This is a genomic window from Halodesulfovibrio oceani subsp. galateae, assembly GCF_055397225.1.
In genome coordinates, this window is sequence record NZ_AP042453.1 from 1,082,507 (window position 1) to 1,098,189 (window position 15,683).

Below are 15,683 nucleotides of genomic sequence, written 5' to 3' on the forward strand. Positions count from 1 at the left end.
CCTTATTGTTTTGCGTAATGTTTGTGGAACTACGCATAGCGAGGGGCAAGTTTTTAAGCAACGGGAAAAGTATATGGATAATGTGATGTTAGAGCCTTGGGAGCTTATGAGCGCGGCGAAGGATGTGCTTGGGGTTCCCTCTTTAGGGCGCATTTTAGGGGTAGGGCATATGCAGATTTATCGGCAGGTGCGGAACCCTGATTTTACAGAGGACTTTATTCGGTCACCTATTCAGCGGATTCGAGTGCTTGTGTACGAGCTGGATCAGCGTGGAGAGCGTGAGCTTGCAGAGGGCATTCTTAACTACATGGCAGAAGGTGCAGACATGCACGTAACGCCGAACAGTTGTAAGCAGCCGGATAAGGACAGCATAGAGGGCGAGTGTTTAGACGATTACCCGCCGCTTATGGAACTGCACGAAGCAATTCGCAACGGTGCGGATCTGCGAGAGATAGAACGGCTTGCAGAGAATGCAAAGTCAGAAATTGAAGAGACTGTTACCGCCGTGAGGATGGAGCGGGAAGGGTAAAATAAGAGCGCCCAGTGCGGTAACACTGAGCGCAATAAGATAAATCTTAACTAGGGGGTTAAGGCGTGCACTATGCCGCAAAGCGGGGCTACGCGCAAGAACTTAACTCGCAATGCAACAAATTTAGTGAGTAAATTCATGACTAAACGGCGTTACCGTAAAATATCTGTGTGCATTTGGAACGATGCTAAATTTATGGCCCTGTCTAACGATGCAAAGCTGATTGTTTTCTTCATGCTTACGCATCCGGATTTGACTCAGCTCGGAGCGTTACGGGCAAATGTTCCCGGTCTGGCGTGTGAGCTTTGTATGGATTTGGAAACCTTCACGAAAGGCTTTCAGGAAGTCTTAACGCAAGGGATTGTTAAGCATGACGGGAAGCTACTCTTTTGGTTCCCTAATTTTTTAAGGTACAACCTGCCGGAGTCTCCGAACGTAGTTAAGAGCTGGCATTATGGATACATGGAGTTGCCAGAAAGTGAGCTTCGTACAGACATACTTGTTGGCGTTAAGGCGTTGGTAGACGGACTTTCGCAAGGCTTTCGGGAAGCCTTCCTTAAAACCTTTGCGGAAGAGCTAGCGCAAGCTTCCCTTAATCAGAGAACAGAGAGCAGAGAACAGAGAGAAGATAATACATACGTCAAAAGCCCAGACGAATCGGAATCCGATTCTGGTGTGCATATCGAATCCGAGCCGGAACCGATTTCTAAACCTGAAGCCGTGAAGGGTAAAACCAAGGCGCAGGAAGAAGAGGCTTTTTTCTTCGACGTTGCGGCATTGTACAACGCTATCCTCGTTGATGAGCAGCCAGAAGGCCGGAAGCTGACAAAGCTTACTAAGCTCACAGATAAGCGTAAAAAGCTTATTCGTGCTCGTATGAAGTCCGATGCAGAGTTTCATGATTTGGGAGGCTGGGAAACGTATTTTACTCGCGTTCATTGCTGCCCGTACCTGATGGGCGAGGTTAATTCATGGTCTGCGGATTTTGAGTGGCTGCTGAACGTGAACAACATGCTCAAGGTGCAGGAAGGCAAGTATTTGGAGAAACAGGGTAAGGGTAAGGCGCAGAAACAGCAGGGCAAGGCTAGCGGCGTTACTGAGACTAACAAGTCCGTCATGGATTCACTCATGGGAGAAGACTAGATGCAGTGGGAAAATAAGCAAGACCGTGCCGCTTTTCTGGAACGCTTTATGGGGCTGTGTGAGTTGTTTTCCAAAGAGACAAACGAGTTCAACACCAAGGTGTATTTTAGAGCCTTGTCCCGTTTTGACGTGCAAGACGTAGTGCGGGGTATCGATAAGGCCATTGTGCGTTGCAAATTCTTTCCAAAGCCTGTGGAGCTGATTGAACTCATAGAGGGCAGTCCGGAAGATGCTGCAGAGGTTGAAGCAAGCAAGGTGTGGACAGCCATAACCCGCGTCGGGGCGTATCGCTCCGTAGTCTTCGACAACGCTGTTACTGCTGCAGTGGTAGAACAAGGTTTCGGCGGCTGGGTGAAGCTGTGCAGCGAAATGCGAGCCGAAGATGAAAAGTGGTTCCGCAAAGACTTTTGCAAGACCTACGCAAGCTTTACTCGCCAAAACGTGCGCCACTTCGGCGAACTGGCAGGACGTACAGCCATAGCAAACGAGGCACACTTCAAGCCGCATAAAGAGCAAATTGCTTTGATTGGCGATGCAGGGAAGGCACAGGCCGCGCTTGCAGTAGGTGGGAATAAGACAACCCCTATCACCATGCTTGTTGACGAAGTAAGTCAAAAGATCGCGATAGGGGTAAGAAGCTAGTTGGTTAAGAGAATGAAAATATATGTTGCTAGAAGTGTGGCAAATGTTTTCGCAAAAGTTACAGCGAAGTTAATTGAAATCGTTTTAAGTAGATTCCGAAAGAATTGTTTCATAACTCACCTTCAAATTTAAAAATTTTAAAAGTGAGTTGTTAGAAGTGAGTAGCCGATTTGTAACGAGTTGGGACTATATACGACACAGATAGATAAGAAAGTGGGTTTCCTATGTATAACGGCTTAATTCCCAAGCATTTTCAAATTGAGGAGCTGTTACCTCCACCGAAGTTGCTGCCGGTTCCGATTCGGGATGTATTCCGCAGGGACAAGAACAAGCTTTTTCGCCTGTTCGACTACCGTATGCTTGTAACGCTGGATCGGCTGCGAGAACGATACGGTGTATGCAGTGTGAATAACTGGAACCTGTTCAACGAGTCGGAATGGTACGAGGCTTCGCATGTGTTCCGATATTCCGGCTGGCGGCCTTTGGATTGCCCAGAAGGAGCGGAGCTTTCCGAGCACAAGTTTTTCCGCGCTATGGATTGCAAATTCAAACATACAACCCCGCCTGAGATCTGGGCAGAGCTTCGTAAAAATAAAAATGCGCCGGAGTTTGAATACATCCAGCGCATTGAAGCTTTCGAAGGCATGTCATGGTTCCATTTTGATATGGGACATAGGGAGATACATGACAAAGTGATTCAAGTTATTGGTGGAAAAGTAAACTGTGCCGATATTTCTGCATTTATTTAAAAGGTAGGCTAGTTGATAAAGCTTTTAAATATGGAGGTAAATTTATAAATGGTCGCGAAGGAAATTAAACTATAAAGTACGACATTTTGAATTGTTGAAAGGTATCTCGATAATTTTTGATGTTTGTTGTCAATGTCATCTAAAATATATGACAGGTTTTTGGCTTCGTCTCTAGCCAGTAAATTTATTTTATCGGGAGGAGCCTCCCAAACCTCTTTATAAGCCTTTGATAAACCATTTGATCTAGATCCCAGTGATTCAACTTTCTTTTTGAGCTCATAAATAACAACTAAGTAGAGCAAAATAACGGTTAGTATTGGAATAAGCAGGTTGCTCGCTTTATAGATGAAGAATGTTAATAAGAACGTGAGGTTCCCTTGTTCTGGTAAGGTGGAAAATGGGAAGAGAGTGAGGAGGGTTGTGTGGGCTTGTAATGGAATTACAAAGCATTTTAACCAGATGAGAATGAATGAAATTGCTATAAGGTTACGACGAATTTTGGGGCTATTTTCAGATGCATCTAACCAGTTTGATATGACCAAAAGACTATTATTTAATTTATCCATGTTTGTTTTTTAAAAAGGTAAAATATGTCGAGAAGAATTTCTACAGTGTTCCAGCGCCTTTTAAGAGCTAAAGCTAATAAGCTTTTTAGTGCTAAGAGAGGATTGCTAGTGGGATATTAAATGTTGAAAGTACAATAAGCTGTTTTGCTCCAGAGTAATAAAGGTAGATATTAAAGGCATTGGGGAGAGAGAAGGATATGGCAATGGTGATAATTATGCTTGTTAAGAAGAAGCTAATAACGAACCTGGTACGAGAATATCTAGTAAATTTTTGATGGTATTCAAGCAGCTTTTGTTCACAGGCAAGCTTTCGTTTAATTTCAGTATATCGCTTAAGTTGGGCTTCTAAAGAAGATAAATTGGAATTTAATTCATCAAGTTTTTCTTTGCTAGGTTCTTCTTTAGCTAAGCTTAACTTGTAATCTACTCGAGAGTTCTCTGAATCAAATTTTTGTTTCTCAAGGTCGTATTCTTGCTCAAGTCTTTTGATTTCATCAAGTGTTGGGAACTCTTCTTTGATGGCATTTGCTGATTCTTTTTCTAATTCACAGATAGAAATAAAACATGCCCCAAAAAAATGTATTGTTAGAAGAGCTAAAATGAAAAAGAGAAACCCTAATACGAGAATTGGAACAATAAACAATAATATTTTTATCAGCTCGCTGTCTAAAAACTTAAGTAGTGGTTGTAGGAGGATAGTGTAGCTTGTGTGTATAACGATAATTGTAAAAGATACGAAAATCACATTTCTTGAGATGATTGAGAGTTGTGGGTCTGTTTCAAAAATTGAGAGTAATTTATCGATCATATATATCGCTTTAGCTTATAAGTTAATTGTGTGTAGCTATGTCAGGCTGTAGACCATTAACACAAGAAGAAACACTACAATGCTCCAACGCTTTCCAAGGTCGGTATCACATTCGTGACAAGTGCCTTTTTGTGCTTGGTGTGCTGGCTGGGTTTCGTATTAAAGAAATGTTGTCGCTTCGTGTGAATGGTGACTTCTAACTAAGCGTATTTGTGTGATAATTCAAGTGTGATATGAAAAAGCGCCGGAGTTTGAATACATCCAGCGCATTGAAGCTTTTAAGGCATGTCTTGGTTCCATTTTGATATGGGACAGCTTGGGAGGAATGAGGAGGTTGATTAGTTTTGTAGAGAGGCTACAGCTTCATAATATGTACTATGAGTTGAGCACAGTATGGTGAAGTTAGATTCAGGGCTATAAATGCAAATGGCATAGGAAGGATACAAGTGGCCATTAAGTTAATGAATTTTCTATATCTCGCTGATTGAGTCGCTGAGCAATAATCATGAATGAGTTTCATGTTCATTTCAGCTAAGTTAGCTTCTTGTTTCGTTTCAGGGGAATCTAAAAATTGAAGAGATTCCTGTGCTGCTTTTATGGTGTCTTTTAGATCATTTGCAGTATGTTGTTTGAGTAGCACAGCAATTAACATGCACAGATTAAAAACTTTAATTAGAAGTAAAAAAGGAATAATTCCACATAAAAATTTGCTTATATGGGTTGTAAAGTAGGCGAACAAGAAAGACGAAAAATTATTTGTTGGTAAGAACCAAGTTGGAAAGTGAAGAGAAAGGTCGTCAAAAGAGTTAATGTTATGAGTCGAAATGACTAAAAATATGCTGAACAAGGATAATAGGATAGTGTTTTGACAGTTTTTTTGAATGTCGTTTTCGAGTTCAACTAATTTGTTTATAATCATAAAATTTAATCCTAGTTAAGTCATTATCCCGATTTGTTAGTTGCGATTTGTATACGTTGAATGTTCCTTCGTACCAAGAAGGAAGATAATGGCAGGAAGTACAATATGGGAATTTTTTGCTAGAAGCAGGGGGTGTCTTTAGATGAATCTGCATAGTTGGAGAATGAAGCCGTGAATCATTTGTTTTGGGGGTAGTATGTAATCGACCAATTAAATGATAACTATGAGGAGCTAAAAGAATAATTGCATAGATAGGGATAATAATTGGAATTGCAATCAAAGAAATATTTCTGATGTGACTTAGACTGTAATGACATTTAGTTACCCAGGATTTTTTATTGGTTAACATATCTTCGAGGTTACATAGCTCTTTAACCTCATTGTCATCATTGTAGGGATCGTAATCCTCGTCTGAAACTCGTACAAAAGCACTATTGCGTTTTTCAAGTAATTTTAATTCGTCTTCTACAGAATTATACTTCTGGGCAATCTCTACTTTCTTATCATGGCAATGCGTTAATTTAGAATTAAGAATCGTAATGTTTTTCGAGAGGCCTTCATGAAATAACGTAATAGTGTAATTAAATGTTAGATAGGTTAAAGCTAGTCCTAATGTTCCAAGCGTCACGGTTTGACCATTTAGCTGTATAAATTCAATTATTACTTGTATCGTATCAGGTAGCTTGGTGATCGATAATTTTGATGTATTAGTTTTGTAAACTGCTGTGAGTATAATGCTAATCACTGAAAGGGTTAAAATATTTTTTCTTTGTGTTTTAATACCTGCGTCAGTATCTAAGAATTTTTCAATGAAAGAGAAATCCATGTTAATCCTAATTGGTAGTTTCGATTAAATTTATGTCCGGCTGTAGACCATTAACACAAGAAGAAACACTACAGTGCTCCAACGCTTTCCAAGGACGTTACCACAGTCGTGACAAGTGCCTTTTTGTGCTTGGTGTACTGGCAGGGTTTCGTATCAAAGAAATGTTGTCGCTTCGTGTGAAAGACGTTGTTGTAAATAAGCGTATTCGTAACACAATTCAAGTGAAACGCCGTTTTATGAAAGGAAAGCACGAATCGCGCAGTGTGTATCTGGCTCCGGCGGCTCGTAGTGCGATTCTTGAGCAGGTTAAGGCGATGGTGTGGGCGAATCCTGAAACGTATCTGTTTAAAGCACAGGGTGATACCAATAAGCCTATTAGTTACGAGCGGGCGCGGATGGTTCTTATTGAGGCAATGCAGCGGGTGGGTGTTGTCGAAAATGTGGGAACGCATACACTGCGTAAGACCTTCGCCAATATGATGTATGACGAATTTATTGCTATGCGGCAGCGTGGTGAGCACATTGATCCGTTTATGGAACTGAGCCAAGCGTTAGGTCATAAAGATCCGAAGAGCACCACACACTACATTACGTTTAGAGATCACTACCGCAAGAATGCTATTGCAGAGCTTGGAGGCATGTTTGATTAATTACTTGAGCACAAAGGAAGTTGCAGAGCGGCTTTCTGTATCGTCTAAATGGGTACGCGCTGCCATTGCGTCGGGTGAGCTGCCAGCGGCAAACATGAGCAAGGGCGAACGCGCGGTGTACCGCGTGAATGAAGGCGACTTGATAGCATTCATGAATGAACGAGCCGTTACTGGTATAGAAGGGGGGTAAACATGTTATGTCCTTCATGTGGCGGCAAGACGCATGTGCCGCGTTCGAATATCTCCGATGAAAAGTATATCGTCCGGCATCGGATCTGTAAGCGGTGCGGGCATAGTGAGATTTCTGTAGAGATTTATTTATCTTCTATGCAAAACGGGTTGGAGCTTCTTACTCAAGAAAAGCTGTCTGATATTTTGTAATAAAATTTACTAGTTGCCTGTGTATACATGTGTATGCACAGGCTTTTTTTATGCATAACTACTATTATGGCATGTACTTACTTAAGTCCATGCCTTTTTTATTATCTTAATTAGTTTGGAGAATGTTCTATGAACGAAGTTAAAGGATTATTGCAATCAAAAACAGTATGGGGTTGTGTTGTCTCTATCTTATGCATTGTGTTTATGCAATTTGGAATTGAAGTTGATAAAAGCTCAAAAACTGAACTTGTAAATCAACTTGCAACGCTTGGAGGTGTAATTGCGTCAATTTTTGCAATTTATGGAAGATTAAAAGCAAATACAAAAGTTCAGGTGAAGAAAGTTAGTTCAAAACAAAAGGCTAACTTGATGCTTGTGTTCATGCTGTTAACGCCTCTTATGGTTTCTGCATGTGCGTTTAAGAATCTACCACCAGATCAACAGTCACTTGGTGCAGGTGAAGAGCTACGGTTGCAGTATGCGTCCATGCATGGCGAGTATCTGCAATTGTACAACGATAAAACAACTAGCCCGCAATTAAAGCAGCGCATGTCTACGATGGTCGCGCCTGTTTTGAATAGAACTAAGGGCGCAATCGTTCTGTATCGAGATGCCGCGTACATCTACGCCGCGTACAAAGAGAAACCGGATAATTATGATCGTCTGAAGAAAGGGGCACAGGACGCATTGAAAGACGCTGCAAGGTTGATGCTTCAAATCACCAGTAAGGAGGACAAATAGCATGGCTATGAACACACAGGACACAATCAATTTGATCTCCGCAGGGCTTGGGCTTGGCATCAAAGCTTATGAGTCAGCAGTGCGGCTTTCTGCTGCTGGATATGAAGTGCCGGGGCTTGATGAGTTCCAGCGGCGTACTTTGCAGCTCCGCAACCTTCCGGATCTTCCTGAAGGCAATTCTCCATTACCCGCAGAGGCGCGTGTCTGATGCCTGAAAAGGATCTGCTTGCGCAAGCATGGGGGCTTTTGCCCCCTATCGTCATATCGATACTAGGCGGCCTTGTTCGGGCGGTGCGGACCAATTGCACGTTTAAAGCCACAATGATTGCTATGTTGGTGGCTGCATTTACTGGCGTTGTGGTGTCATTGTTCCTGCAAGACGTGGCGTTTCTTACTCCGGATCAGAAGGCAGCGGCTACCGGATTGGCAGGATACAACGGCGGTAAGCTTCTGGATATTTTGTCCAAGAGAACATGTGAATTCGCCGAGAATATCAAACTCAGAAAGTGATGGGGGTAGGTATGCAGCAACAAGCAACTTTACCAGCAACAGCACAGGCCATTGCGGACGTTATCGGTATCGAGAAGACAATGGAGCTGGTGCGGGGCAAGCAGCAGGATAAGTGCCGGAATATATACGTGCCAGCACCTAGCCGTATGAGGGCTTCTCATTGGCTCATACAGACCATCGGGGAAGATGCAGCGCGTGAGCTGGCGGCAGAGTACGCGGGCGAGCCGTTGAGCATTCCTAAATGTTCGGGACTGATTAAGCAGCAGCGTAATGGGCAGATTATCCAGATGAGGTGTGAAGGGCTGACGCATTTAGAAATAGCCCGTGCAATGGGTATGTCTGTGTCGTCTGTGAAGACGGTCTATTATCGTTGGTTGAAGACACAGAATTAAGAGCCAATAAACGTGCATAAGCCGAGAAAGGTAGAAACCTACAACTTTCCCTAAAACAAAAAGGTTTGAAGCAATGAGGGACAATTACGGACGTTCTTTCCCTTTATAGGTTCTTCCCGAGGGGGGTGCTCTGTGGGTGAATGGCTATCGCGAGTTTCGCATTGTGCGTGGAGTTTTGAAACGGCTTTCTGTTGTTTACGTGTGAACCCTGTGGATAACCGGATTAAGGTCTTGAAATGGCAACGGATAAGAAAAAGAAAAAACAGAAAATTGAGAGCACTCTCATACGGCAGTTTGTGGACATGAACACACTCGCGCAGGTGTTTTCTATGAGCCTTCCTACTCTTCGTGCTCGAATCCGCGAAGGGATGCCGTTTGTGGAGGAAGGGGGGCTAGGCAAGTCGTGGCAGTTTGACCTTGCCGAGTGCATCCAGTGGAACACCCAGCGCGAAGTTAATCGAAGCGCAACGGTGCTTGATGATGGCATGACAAAGGGAGATCTTGAAATGGAATCCCTGCGGCTCAAAGTTCAGCGTGATCGGCTTGAGGTTGCCAAGCTGCTAGGTGAAGTGGCTCCGCTGGAAGAAGTAGAGCGCGCGTTATCCACTACGTTCGTGGAAGTTCGCCAAGCAATGCTTTCCATTCCTGACCGTGTAGGCGGGCGAGTGCTGGCCTGTGATGATGTGGTTTCAGTTAAGGAGCTGCTTGAATCTGAAATAGACTCTGCGCTCTCCGGATTGTGTGAGCAAGAGCTGCTGGAGGATGTTGTGGATGAGTAGCGCAGTGCAGGAAAACCCCCTTTCAAACTGGCAAGGCGTGCTGTCGGTTTTTAAAAAATCTATGAAGATGCTCAAGCCACCAGTGCGGATGAATATTTCTGAGTGGGCCGATAATTTTAGAATCATCGGTGCAGCCAACGCAACACCGGGACCGTGGAAAACGGACAATGCTCCGTATCAACGTGAGCCGATGGATTGTATGAGTGACCGCAGGACTAGGCGCGTTTCGCTTATGTGGTCGGCACAGGTTGGCAAGACAGAAATTGCTAACAACGTGGTGGGCTACCATATCGGGCAGAATCCTATGTCCGTCATGTTCATGCAGCCTACGCAGTCGGACTTGAAAACGTGGCAGGAAACAAAGCTTACTCCGCTGCTGACTGATACAAAACAAATTTCGGAAGTGGTTGCAAAACCGCGTAGTAGGGATGGTGTAAACAACCAGCTCATGAAGTCCTACCCGGGCGGCTTTCTCATGTTCTCGTGGTCGGGATCTGCGAACACTATGCGCGGGAGATCTGCTCCAATTATCGTATGTGATGAAGTGGACGGCTACAGCGTGACGGAGGAAGGTGATCCGGTACAGCTTCTTCACCAGCGTTCCGCTACGTTTGGCGATCTGAGCAAGTTGCTTGAGATCAGCACGCCTACAATTAAAGGCTTCTCACGAATTGAAAAGGCGTTTGAAGCTGGAGATAAGAGATATTTTTATGTGCCTTGTCCGCATTGCGGCGAGTTGCAGAGGTTCCAATGGGGACAGGTTAAGTGGGAGAAGGGCGAAGACGGAACACATCTACCGCATACCGCCTTGTATTTCTGTGAACACTGCGGCGTTGGAATTGAGGACAAGTACAAATATGGGATGCTGCAAAAAGGTGTGTGGATTGGCTCCAAGCCGTTCATGGGACATGCCTCTTTTCATTTGAATGAGATGTATAGCCCGTGGAGAACATGGGCGCAGATTGCACAGTCATGCATAGACAAGAAAGCAGCGGGCGATTCGCAGTCATTCGTAAACGTCTCTCTTGCGGAAACGTGGGAAGAGGACGGCGAGACAATCAACGAATCTACTTTGATGAGCCGCAAGGAAGCGTACGCGGCAGAATGTCCGCAAGGTGTAATTGTTCTTACCGTGGGCGTAGATGTTCAGCCGGATAGGTTGGAGCTTGAGCTGGTCGGTTGGGGCATGAACGAAGAAAGTTGGTCCATTGCCTATGCAGTTCTTCCGGGCGATCCTGATGACTTCGGAGAGCATAGTGTATGGAATGCGTTGGATGATTTATGTGATTGTAAGTTTATGCATGAATCCGGTGTAGAGCTTTCTATCCTCGCAACGTGCATAGACTCCGGCGGTAACAATACCCAATCGGTCTATAAGTATTGCGCCAAGCGTAAAAGCTCCCGCCGTTATGCCATCAAAGGACAGGGCGGCGTTGGGGTGCCGATTGTTTCTGCTGCTAAGAAAAAGAAATCCGGCAAGCGCGGGCGGCCTGTTGATTTGTATATGGTGGGCGTAGATCAGTGTAAAACGCTGCTGTATCGCCGCTTGGAAAAAGAGGTGGGAACAAAGGGCAGTTGCCATTTTCCCGATCATTATCCGGATACATACTTTGAACAGCTCACAGCAGAAAAGTGCATTACCCGCTACATTAAGGGATTCCCGAAACGTGAATGGGTGAAGATCCGTCCGCGTAACGAAGCACTTGATTGTCGTAACTATGCCTATGCTGCGCTGAATATTATGAACCCTTCCCTTATCCGCTATCAGAAACGAATTGAAAAGCGCGCCGCAGAGCTGAAACCAGTTGAAGAGTTTCAAACCACACTGGAATCGGAAAACGAAACCGAGATACAACAGCGTAAAGTTAAAACAACAACTAAGCGCAAACGCCGAACCCGTAAAAGGAGCGGCTTTGTATCAGGATAAAAATTGTTGCGTTGCATACCTAAAAAACTCGTTGCGAATACTCCAGCGGAATGCCTGATTACACCGGACGGATTCCCGCCGTCAGCAGGGTACAGCCTTGTGCTTGCCCTGCGCGGTGTGGGCGCGGCTACTGTTCTCAGTCAGCCGGAAGGTGATGCACATAAGATTTCGTTACCTGCGAATCTGCAAGCTGGTCGGTATTACTGGCAGCTTTTTGCAGAACGTGAGGAAACAAAAGTACTCCTCGAAAGTGGCGCGTTGAATGTAAGTCCGAACCTCCTGAATGAAGGGGCAGGCTTTGACGGTAGAACCGATGCTGAAAAAGGATTGGATGCCGTTAAAGCTTGCCTCGCAGGAAAGGCAAGCAAAGACCAGTTAAGTTACACCATCAAAGGTCGTAGCCTCACCCGTTACAGCGTCGATGAGCTTTTGAAGCTACGGGCGTTTTACGTAACGCTTGTTCGCAAAGAGCGCGGTATTAAGCCGAAACCTGTGCGGGTGTGGTTATGAGTCTGTTTGATTTCTTTCGAGGTAACAACGGCGTTGCACAGGTACCCGCGAACTCCGGCGCATCGATGCCGAAGTTCTCCCGCATTGGCGGCGGTGGAAATCTTGGGCGTGGTTTTGGCACCGCTACAGGTGCACTTGCTGCGGCAGATGCGGACAGACTAACCGCCGGATGGACGACTACGCCAGTGAGTCCATATTTTCTTGTTGAACACTGCTGGCAACCTGTCTGCGCTCGTGGACGCGAAGCAGCTCGAAACAAACCCCATGCTAAAAAGTTCCTTCGTCTGTGTACCACTAATGTCATTGGTCATAAGGGAATGCAGATTTCTCCGGCTGTTTCTTACAACGGCAAAGCGGATACTCTTGCGCGTGAGGCTATTAAAGCAGCGTTTGCAGATTGGGGTAAAGATCCGGAAGTAACAGGACTGTACTCATGGCATGAGCTAGAAAAGCTTGCCATGCGTACAGTTGCTACAGACGGGGAAATATTCATTCGCAAGCTACGTGGTAAAGGCTTCGGCAAGTACCGCTATCAGCTACAGGCTATTGATCCGACCCGCGTACCCGTTAATCTCAAGAAAGAACTTTCCAACGGCAACCGTATCTTTGCTGGCATTGAGTACACCCCGTACGGGCGACCTGTTGCCTATTATGTAGTTAACGAAGATCCGCACTACATGCAGGGGGTAACCAGCTATCAGGAAGCAACCCGCGTTCCCGCAGAAGACATGATTCACTTGTTTGCTGCGGAGATGATCGGACAGAAGCGCGGCTTCTCTTGGTTGGCTGGTTCACTGCCTCAAATGCACCATTTGGATAAATACACGGAAGCGTCGATTGTTAACGCTCGTGTCGGTGCGTCTAAACAAGGCTTTTTCGAGCTTGATCCTGACAAAGTAGATCTTCCCGATGAGGACGACGACGCGGAAGATATTCCAATGGATGCAGAGCCGGGCACGTTTGATGTGCTTCCGGTTGGCTATAAGTTCGCAGAATGGAGTCCGCAGTTTCCGCAGGGTGAGTATCAGCAGTTCATTACAACAAACCTACATATTATCGCGGCCGATTTGGGGGTTTCGTACGCTTCACTTTCCGGCGATTTGTCACAGGTTAATTTCTCTTCAATTCGTGCGGGGGTTCTTCCAGAGCAAGATTTCTGGATGGACGTGCAGGAATGGCTCAAGGATCGTTTTTACTCTGTTGTGTATCGGGACTGGGTAGAACAGGCCGTGCTGCATAAGACCATTCGTATTGGAGCTACACCGCTCAAACTTGAGCGTATCGATCAGTACGAGCAAGCCAAGTACAACGGCAGACGATGGAAGTATGTGGACCCGATTAAGGAAGTGAACGCGGAACGCTTGCAGCATAAAGGAATGCTCAAAAGTATTTCGCAGACTATCCGCGAACGTGGGGATGAGCCGGAAGAAGTGTTCAAAGAGATAGCAGAAGACATAGAGCGCGTTGCCAAGGAAATAGGCGTTTCTTCAGAGGCGGCAGCCATCTTGCTCGGATTTGTTGTGAACAAAGGAAAACCAAATGACAACACAAGTCAAACCAACAAAAGCTGACCTGCTTTCGCAACAGGCGCGGGCGTATCTTCCGATAACGGGAGCGCGTGTTCTCAGTGAGGAAGGTCGGACAGTAGAGCTTTCGTTCTCCTCGGATGCTCCTATTGAACAATGGTGGCGAACGCTGCTTGTGCTCGAGCATACACCGGAAGCGTGTAACCTAACCCGCTTGCTTTCTGGTGGGCCGCTGTTGTTCAACCATAACCGAGATAAGCACATAGGCGTTGTGGTTGCAGCGCATGTTGATGCAGACGGCAAAGCGCGTGCTACGGTTAAGTTTGGGCGTTCCGCGCTGGCAGAAGAAAAATTTCAAGACGTTAAGGATGGCATTCTTTGCAATGTCTCCCTTGGGTTTAATACAGACGAAATCAAATTGATGGAAGAACGCGAGGACGGTGTGGACGTATACCGCGCGACCAAATGGACACCGTACGAAATTTCCCTGGTAACTATTCCGGCAGATACAAATGTAGGCGTTGGGCGATCTGCTCCCGAGCCGATAACAACAAATCAACCAACTGGAGAAAGAGCTATGCCTGACCCTAACAACCCTAAAGAGCCAACCGGAGATGGTGCAACCCGTCAGCAGGGAACACCGCCAGTACCTGCAACGCCTCAGTACAGCACCGCAGATATTCAAAAAGCGGAGCGTGAGCGCATTGCAGCGCTTACCCGTTTGGGTAGCCGTTTTGAGTGTCCTGAAGATGCGGATACATTTATTCTGGAAGGTCGTTCTATTGATGCTTTTAACGCGCATCTAGTTGAGCGGCAGGGCAAGAAAGAAGATACTCCGACAGAGGAAGAGATCCATAAACCTGTTGGGATGTCAGAACGTGACTTGCAGCAGTATTCTTTCCTGAATGTCATTCGCGCATTGGCGTTTCCAGAGAACAAGCGTTATCAGGAAGCAGCAGCGTTTGAGCGAGAAGCTTCTCGAGCTGCTGCGGATCTGTCTGGTAAAGAGCCGGATGGTATTCTTGTTCCTGTGGACGTACTTACCCATTCCGGTAGTCGTGCCATGACTACAGCAGGCACCAGCGCAAACATTATTGCGGATAACCTTATGCCGGGTTCGTTCATCGAAACACTCAAGAAAAAGTGTTTCATTATGAATGTAGGCACAAAGCTCACTGGCCTTGTGGGTAACGTGACTATCCCTAAACAGCTAGGGGATGGTGCAGCTCACATTGTGGATGAAGAAGAAGTTCCGGACGAGTCCGTTGCAGGCTTCGGGCAGATCAAGCTTAATCCTCGCACACTGGCAGCTCGAGCAGAGCTTTCCCGCCGTTTTATTATTCAGTCTTCCATTGATGTTGAAGCCTTTGTACGCCAGATGCTTGCAACAGCACAGGCGCAGAAGCTTAACCAACTTGCGTTGTATGCCGACGGTGCGGACGATCTACCCAAGGGCGTTAAGTACTTCACAGGTGTAAATGCCGTGTCCTTTGCCCTAGCGGGTAAGCCGACTTTTGAAGAACTGGTTGCGCTTGAAACTGAGATTGCCGCAGATGATGCCGACATTGAAGGCATGGCCTATGTGCTGAATGCCCGTATGCGTGGGCACTGCAAATCTACTCAGAAAATGCCGAATACACCTTCTATGATTTGGGAAGCGGGCAATACCGTGAACGGCTACAACACCATTACCACTAACCACGTTGCCAACGGTGATGTGTTTTTTGGCAACTGGGCCGACATGTTGATTGGCTTATGGGGCGGTCTGGATATTATTGCAGATCCGTTTACTAAATCTACTAGCGGCGTAACCCGTATTACCGCGTTTCAGGATTTTGATTTTGCCGTTCGTCGTGCGGAATCCTTCTGCGTTGGAACAAAGGCATAGGTGTACGTATGGCTAAACAGAAAAAAGTAATGGTGAATATTAAGATCGTTGCTGAAGAGTCCGCAGGGATTCTTGTAGATGGTGAATTTGTTGGTAACGGCGAGCTGCTGACTTTGGATGAACAGACCGCACATAACTTGATTAACCGAGGGCGTGCTAAGCTGTATTCCGAATCCAAAAACACTAAGAAGAAGTAA

At 45.7% G+C, this 15,683-nt stretch carries 20 protein-coding genes; 16 read left to right on the forward strand and 4 right to left on the reverse strand.

Annotated features, from left to right (window positions below; all coding sequences use genetic code 11):
* Window positions 1–73 precede the first annotated feature (73 nt).
* The 4 genes from ACZ5V1_RS04825 (at window position 74) to ACZ5V1_RS04840 (ending at window position 3,063) form a co-directional block, all read left to right on the forward strand.
* A complete protein-coding gene (locus ACZ5V1_RS04825) occupies window positions 74–529 on the forward strand; it encodes a hypothetical protein (protein WP_464390874.1) in 456 nt (151 codons plus the stop codon).
* 138 nt (window positions 530–667) lie between these two features.
* On the forward strand, window positions 668–1,672 hold the full coding sequence (locus ACZ5V1_RS04830) for a hypothetical protein (protein ID WP_464390875.1): 1,005 nt from the start codon (window positions 668–670) through the stop codon (window positions 1,670–1,672).
* Window positions 1,673–2,314, forward strand: coding sequence for a DUF6475 domain-containing protein (locus ACZ5V1_RS04835; RefSeq protein WP_464390876.1), 642 nt, complete (start codon window positions 1,673–1,675; stop codon window positions 2,312–2,314). It begins immediately after the preceding gene.
* Window positions 2,315–2,538: 224 nt separating this feature from the next.
* Window positions 2,539–3,063, forward strand: coding sequence for a hypothetical protein (locus ACZ5V1_RS04840; RefSeq protein WP_464390877.1), 525 nt, complete (start codon window positions 2,539–2,541; stop codon window positions 3,061–3,063).
* Window positions 3,064–3,071: 8 nt separating this feature from the next.
* Here the strand turns inward: ACZ5V1_RS04840 and ACZ5V1_RS04845 are convergent, their stop codons facing one another.
* The 4 genes from ACZ5V1_RS04845 to ACZ5V1_RS04860 all read right to left on the reverse strand — a co-directional run bounded on the left by ACZ5V1_RS04845 (window position 3,072) and on the right by ACZ5V1_RS04860 (window position 6,182).
* Window positions 3,072–3,629 (reverse strand): hypothetical protein, encoded by a 558-nt coding sequence (locus ACZ5V1_RS04845; RefSeq protein ID WP_464390878.1) that lies wholly within the window; start codon window positions 3,627–3,629, stop codon window positions 3,072–3,074.
* Window positions 3,630–3,720: 91 nt separating this feature from the next.
* Window positions 3,721–4,437, reverse strand: coding sequence for a hypothetical protein (locus tag ACZ5V1_RS04850; RefSeq protein WP_464390879.1), 717 nt, complete (start codon window positions 4,435–4,437; stop codon window positions 3,721–3,723).
* Between the two features lie 355 nt (window positions 4,438–4,792).
* Window positions 4,793–5,356 (reverse strand): hypothetical protein, encoded by a 564-nt coding sequence (locus ACZ5V1_RS04855; RefSeq protein ID WP_464390880.1) that lies wholly within the window; start codon window positions 5,354–5,356, stop codon window positions 4,793–4,795.
* Window positions 5,334–6,182 (reverse strand): hypothetical protein, encoded by an 849-nt coding sequence (locus ACZ5V1_RS04860; RefSeq protein WP_464390881.1) that lies wholly within the window; start codon window positions 6,180–6,182, stop codon window positions 5,334–5,336. The genes ACZ5V1_RS04855 and ACZ5V1_RS04860 overlap by 23 nt, the downstream gene beginning before the upstream one ends.
* Before the next feature lie 32 nt (window positions 6,183–6,214).
* Here ACZ5V1_RS04860 and ACZ5V1_RS04865 point away from each other — a divergent pair, with 32 nt between their 5' ends.
* From ACZ5V1_RS04865 to ACZ5V1_RS04920, 12 genes are all read left to right on the forward strand, one after another.
* Window positions 6,215–6,832 (forward strand): tyrosine-type recombinase/integrase, encoded by a 618-nt coding sequence (locus ACZ5V1_RS04865; RefSeq protein ID WP_464390882.1) that lies wholly within the window; start codon window positions 6,215–6,217, stop codon window positions 6,830–6,832.
* Complete coding sequence (locus tag ACZ5V1_RS04870) at window positions 6,825–7,022, forward strand: helix-turn-helix domain-containing protein (RefSeq protein ID WP_160713416.1); 198 nt, start codon at window positions 6,825–6,827, stop codon at window positions 7,020–7,022. Before ACZ5V1_RS04865 ends, ACZ5V1_RS04870 begins: the two co-directional genes overlap by 8 nt.
* A gap of 320 nt (window positions 7,023–7,342) precedes the next feature.
* On the forward strand, window positions 7,343–7,954 hold the full coding sequence (locus tag ACZ5V1_RS04875) for a hypothetical protein (protein WP_464390883.1): 612 nt from the start codon (window positions 7,343–7,345) through the stop codon (window positions 7,952–7,954).
* 1 nt (window position 7,955) lies between these two features.
* A complete protein-coding gene (locus tag ACZ5V1_RS04880; protein WP_464390884.1) occupies window positions 7,956–8,162 on the forward strand; it encodes a hypothetical protein in 207 nt (68 codons plus the stop codon).
* The gene (locus ACZ5V1_RS04885) at window positions 8,162–8,464 is read left to right on the forward strand and encodes a phage holin family protein (protein ID WP_464390885.1); all 303 of its coding nucleotides are present in this window, start codon (window positions 8,162–8,164) and stop codon (window positions 8,462–8,464) included. Before ACZ5V1_RS04880 ends, ACZ5V1_RS04885 begins: the two co-directional genes overlap by 1 nt.
* Window positions 8,465–8,475: 11 nt before the next feature.
* Window positions 8,476–8,856, forward strand: coding sequence for a Mor transcription activator family protein (locus ACZ5V1_RS04890; protein WP_464390886.1), 381 nt, complete (start codon window positions 8,476–8,478; stop codon window positions 8,854–8,856).
* 329 nt (window positions 8,857–9,185) lie between these two features.
* The gene (locus tag ACZ5V1_RS04895) at window positions 9,186–9,635 is read left to right on the forward strand and encodes a hypothetical protein (protein WP_464390887.1); all 450 of its coding nucleotides are present in this window, start codon (window positions 9,186–9,188) and stop codon (window positions 9,633–9,635) included.
* Complete coding sequence (locus ACZ5V1_RS04900) at window positions 9,628–11,562, forward strand: phage terminase large subunit family protein (protein WP_464390888.1); 1,935 nt, start codon at window positions 9,628–9,630, stop codon at window positions 11,560–11,562. The genes ACZ5V1_RS04895 and ACZ5V1_RS04900 overlap by 8 nt, the downstream gene beginning before the upstream one ends.
* 3 nt (window positions 11,563–11,565) lie before the next feature.
* On the forward strand, window positions 11,566–12,072 hold the full coding sequence (locus tag ACZ5V1_RS04905; protein WP_464390889.1) for a hypothetical protein: 507 nt from the start codon (window positions 11,566–11,568) through the stop codon (window positions 12,070–12,072).
* On the forward strand, window positions 12,069–13,643 hold the full coding sequence (locus ACZ5V1_RS04910) for a phage portal protein (protein ID WP_464390890.1): 1,575 nt from the start codon (window positions 12,069–12,071) through the stop codon (window positions 13,641–13,643). Before ACZ5V1_RS04905 ends, ACZ5V1_RS04910 begins: the two co-directional genes overlap by 4 nt.
* Entirely contained in the window at window positions 13,612–15,486 is a 1,875-nt protein-coding gene (locus ACZ5V1_RS04915; RefSeq protein ID WP_464390891.1) for a phage major capsid protein, read from the forward strand. Before ACZ5V1_RS04910 ends, ACZ5V1_RS04915 begins: the two co-directional genes overlap by 32 nt.
* 8 nt (window positions 15,487–15,494) lie before the next feature.
* Window positions 15,495–15,683, forward strand: coding sequence for a hypothetical protein (locus tag ACZ5V1_RS04920; RefSeq protein ID WP_464390892.1), 189 nt, complete (start codon window positions 15,495–15,497; stop codon window positions 15,681–15,683).

Excerpts from the sequence above, each read along its gene's own strand:
- ACZ5V1_RS04920 (WP_464390892.1), top strand. The coding sequence starts at position 15,495 with ATGGCTAAACAGAAAAAAGTAATGGTGAATATTAAGATCGTTGCTGAA.
- ACZ5V1_RS04860 (WP_464390881.1), bottom strand. The coding sequence starts at position 6,182 with ATGGATTTCTCTTTCATTGAAAAATTCTTAGATACTGACGCAGGTATT.
- ACZ5V1_RS04900 (WP_464390888.1), top strand. The coding sequence starts at position 9,628 with ATGAGTAGCGCAGTGCAGGAAAACCCCCTTTCAAACTGGCAAGGCGTG.
- ACZ5V1_RS04865 (WP_464390882.1), top strand. The coding sequence starts at position 6,215 with ATGTCCGGCTGTAGACCATTAACACAAGAAGAAACACTACAGTGCTCC.
- ACZ5V1_RS04825 (WP_464390874.1), top strand. The coding sequence starts at position 74 with ATGGATAATGTGATGTTAGAGCCTTGGGAGCTTATGAGCGCGGCGAAG.
- ACZ5V1_RS04845 (WP_464390878.1), bottom strand. The coding sequence starts at position 3,629 with ATGGATAAATTAAATAATAGTCTTTTGGTCATATCAAACTGGTTAGAT.
- ACZ5V1_RS04835 (WP_464390876.1), top strand. The coding sequence starts at position 1,673 with ATGCAGTGGGAAAATAAGCAAGACCGTGCCGCTTTTCTGGAACGCTTT.
- ACZ5V1_RS04875 (WP_464390883.1), top strand. The coding sequence starts at position 7,343 with ATGAACGAAGTTAAAGGATTATTGCAATCAAAAACAGTATGGGGTTGT.
- ACZ5V1_RS04895 (WP_464390887.1), top strand. The coding sequence starts at position 9,186 with ATGAGCCTTCCTACTCTTCGTGCTCGAATCCGCGAAGGGATGCCGTTT.
- ACZ5V1_RS04915 (WP_464390891.1), top strand. The coding sequence starts at position 13,612 with ATGACAACACAAGTCAAACCAACAAAAGCTGACCTGCTTTCGCAACAG.
- ACZ5V1_RS04855 (WP_464390880.1), bottom strand. The coding sequence starts at position 5,356 with ATGATTATAAACAAATTAGTTGAACTCGAAAACGACATTCAAAAAAAC.
- ACZ5V1_RS04830 (WP_464390875.1), top strand. The coding sequence starts at position 668 with ATGACTAAACGGCGTTACCGTAAAATATCTGTGTGCATTTGGAACGAT.
- ACZ5V1_RS04885 (WP_464390885.1), top strand. The coding sequence starts at position 8,162 with ATGCCTGAAAAGGATCTGCTTGCGCAAGCATGGGGGCTTTTGCCCCCT.
- ACZ5V1_RS04850 (WP_464390879.1), bottom strand. The coding sequence starts at position 4,437 with ATGATCGATAAATTACTCTCAATTTTTGAAACAGACCCACAACTCTCA.
- ACZ5V1_RS04880 (WP_464390884.1), top strand. The coding sequence starts at position 7,956 with ATGGCTATGAACACACAGGACACAATCAATTTGATCTCCGCAGGGCTT.
- ACZ5V1_RS04840 (WP_464390877.1), top strand. The coding sequence starts at position 2,539 with ATGTATAACGGCTTAATTCCCAAGCATTTTCAAATTGAGGAGCTGTTA.
- ACZ5V1_RS04890 (WP_464390886.1), top strand. The coding sequence starts at position 8,476 with ATGCAGCAACAAGCAACTTTACCAGCAACAGCACAGGCCATTGCGGAC.
- ACZ5V1_RS04910 (WP_464390890.1), top strand. The coding sequence starts at position 12,069 with ATGAGTCTGTTTGATTTCTTTCGAGGTAACAACGGCGTTGCACAGGTA.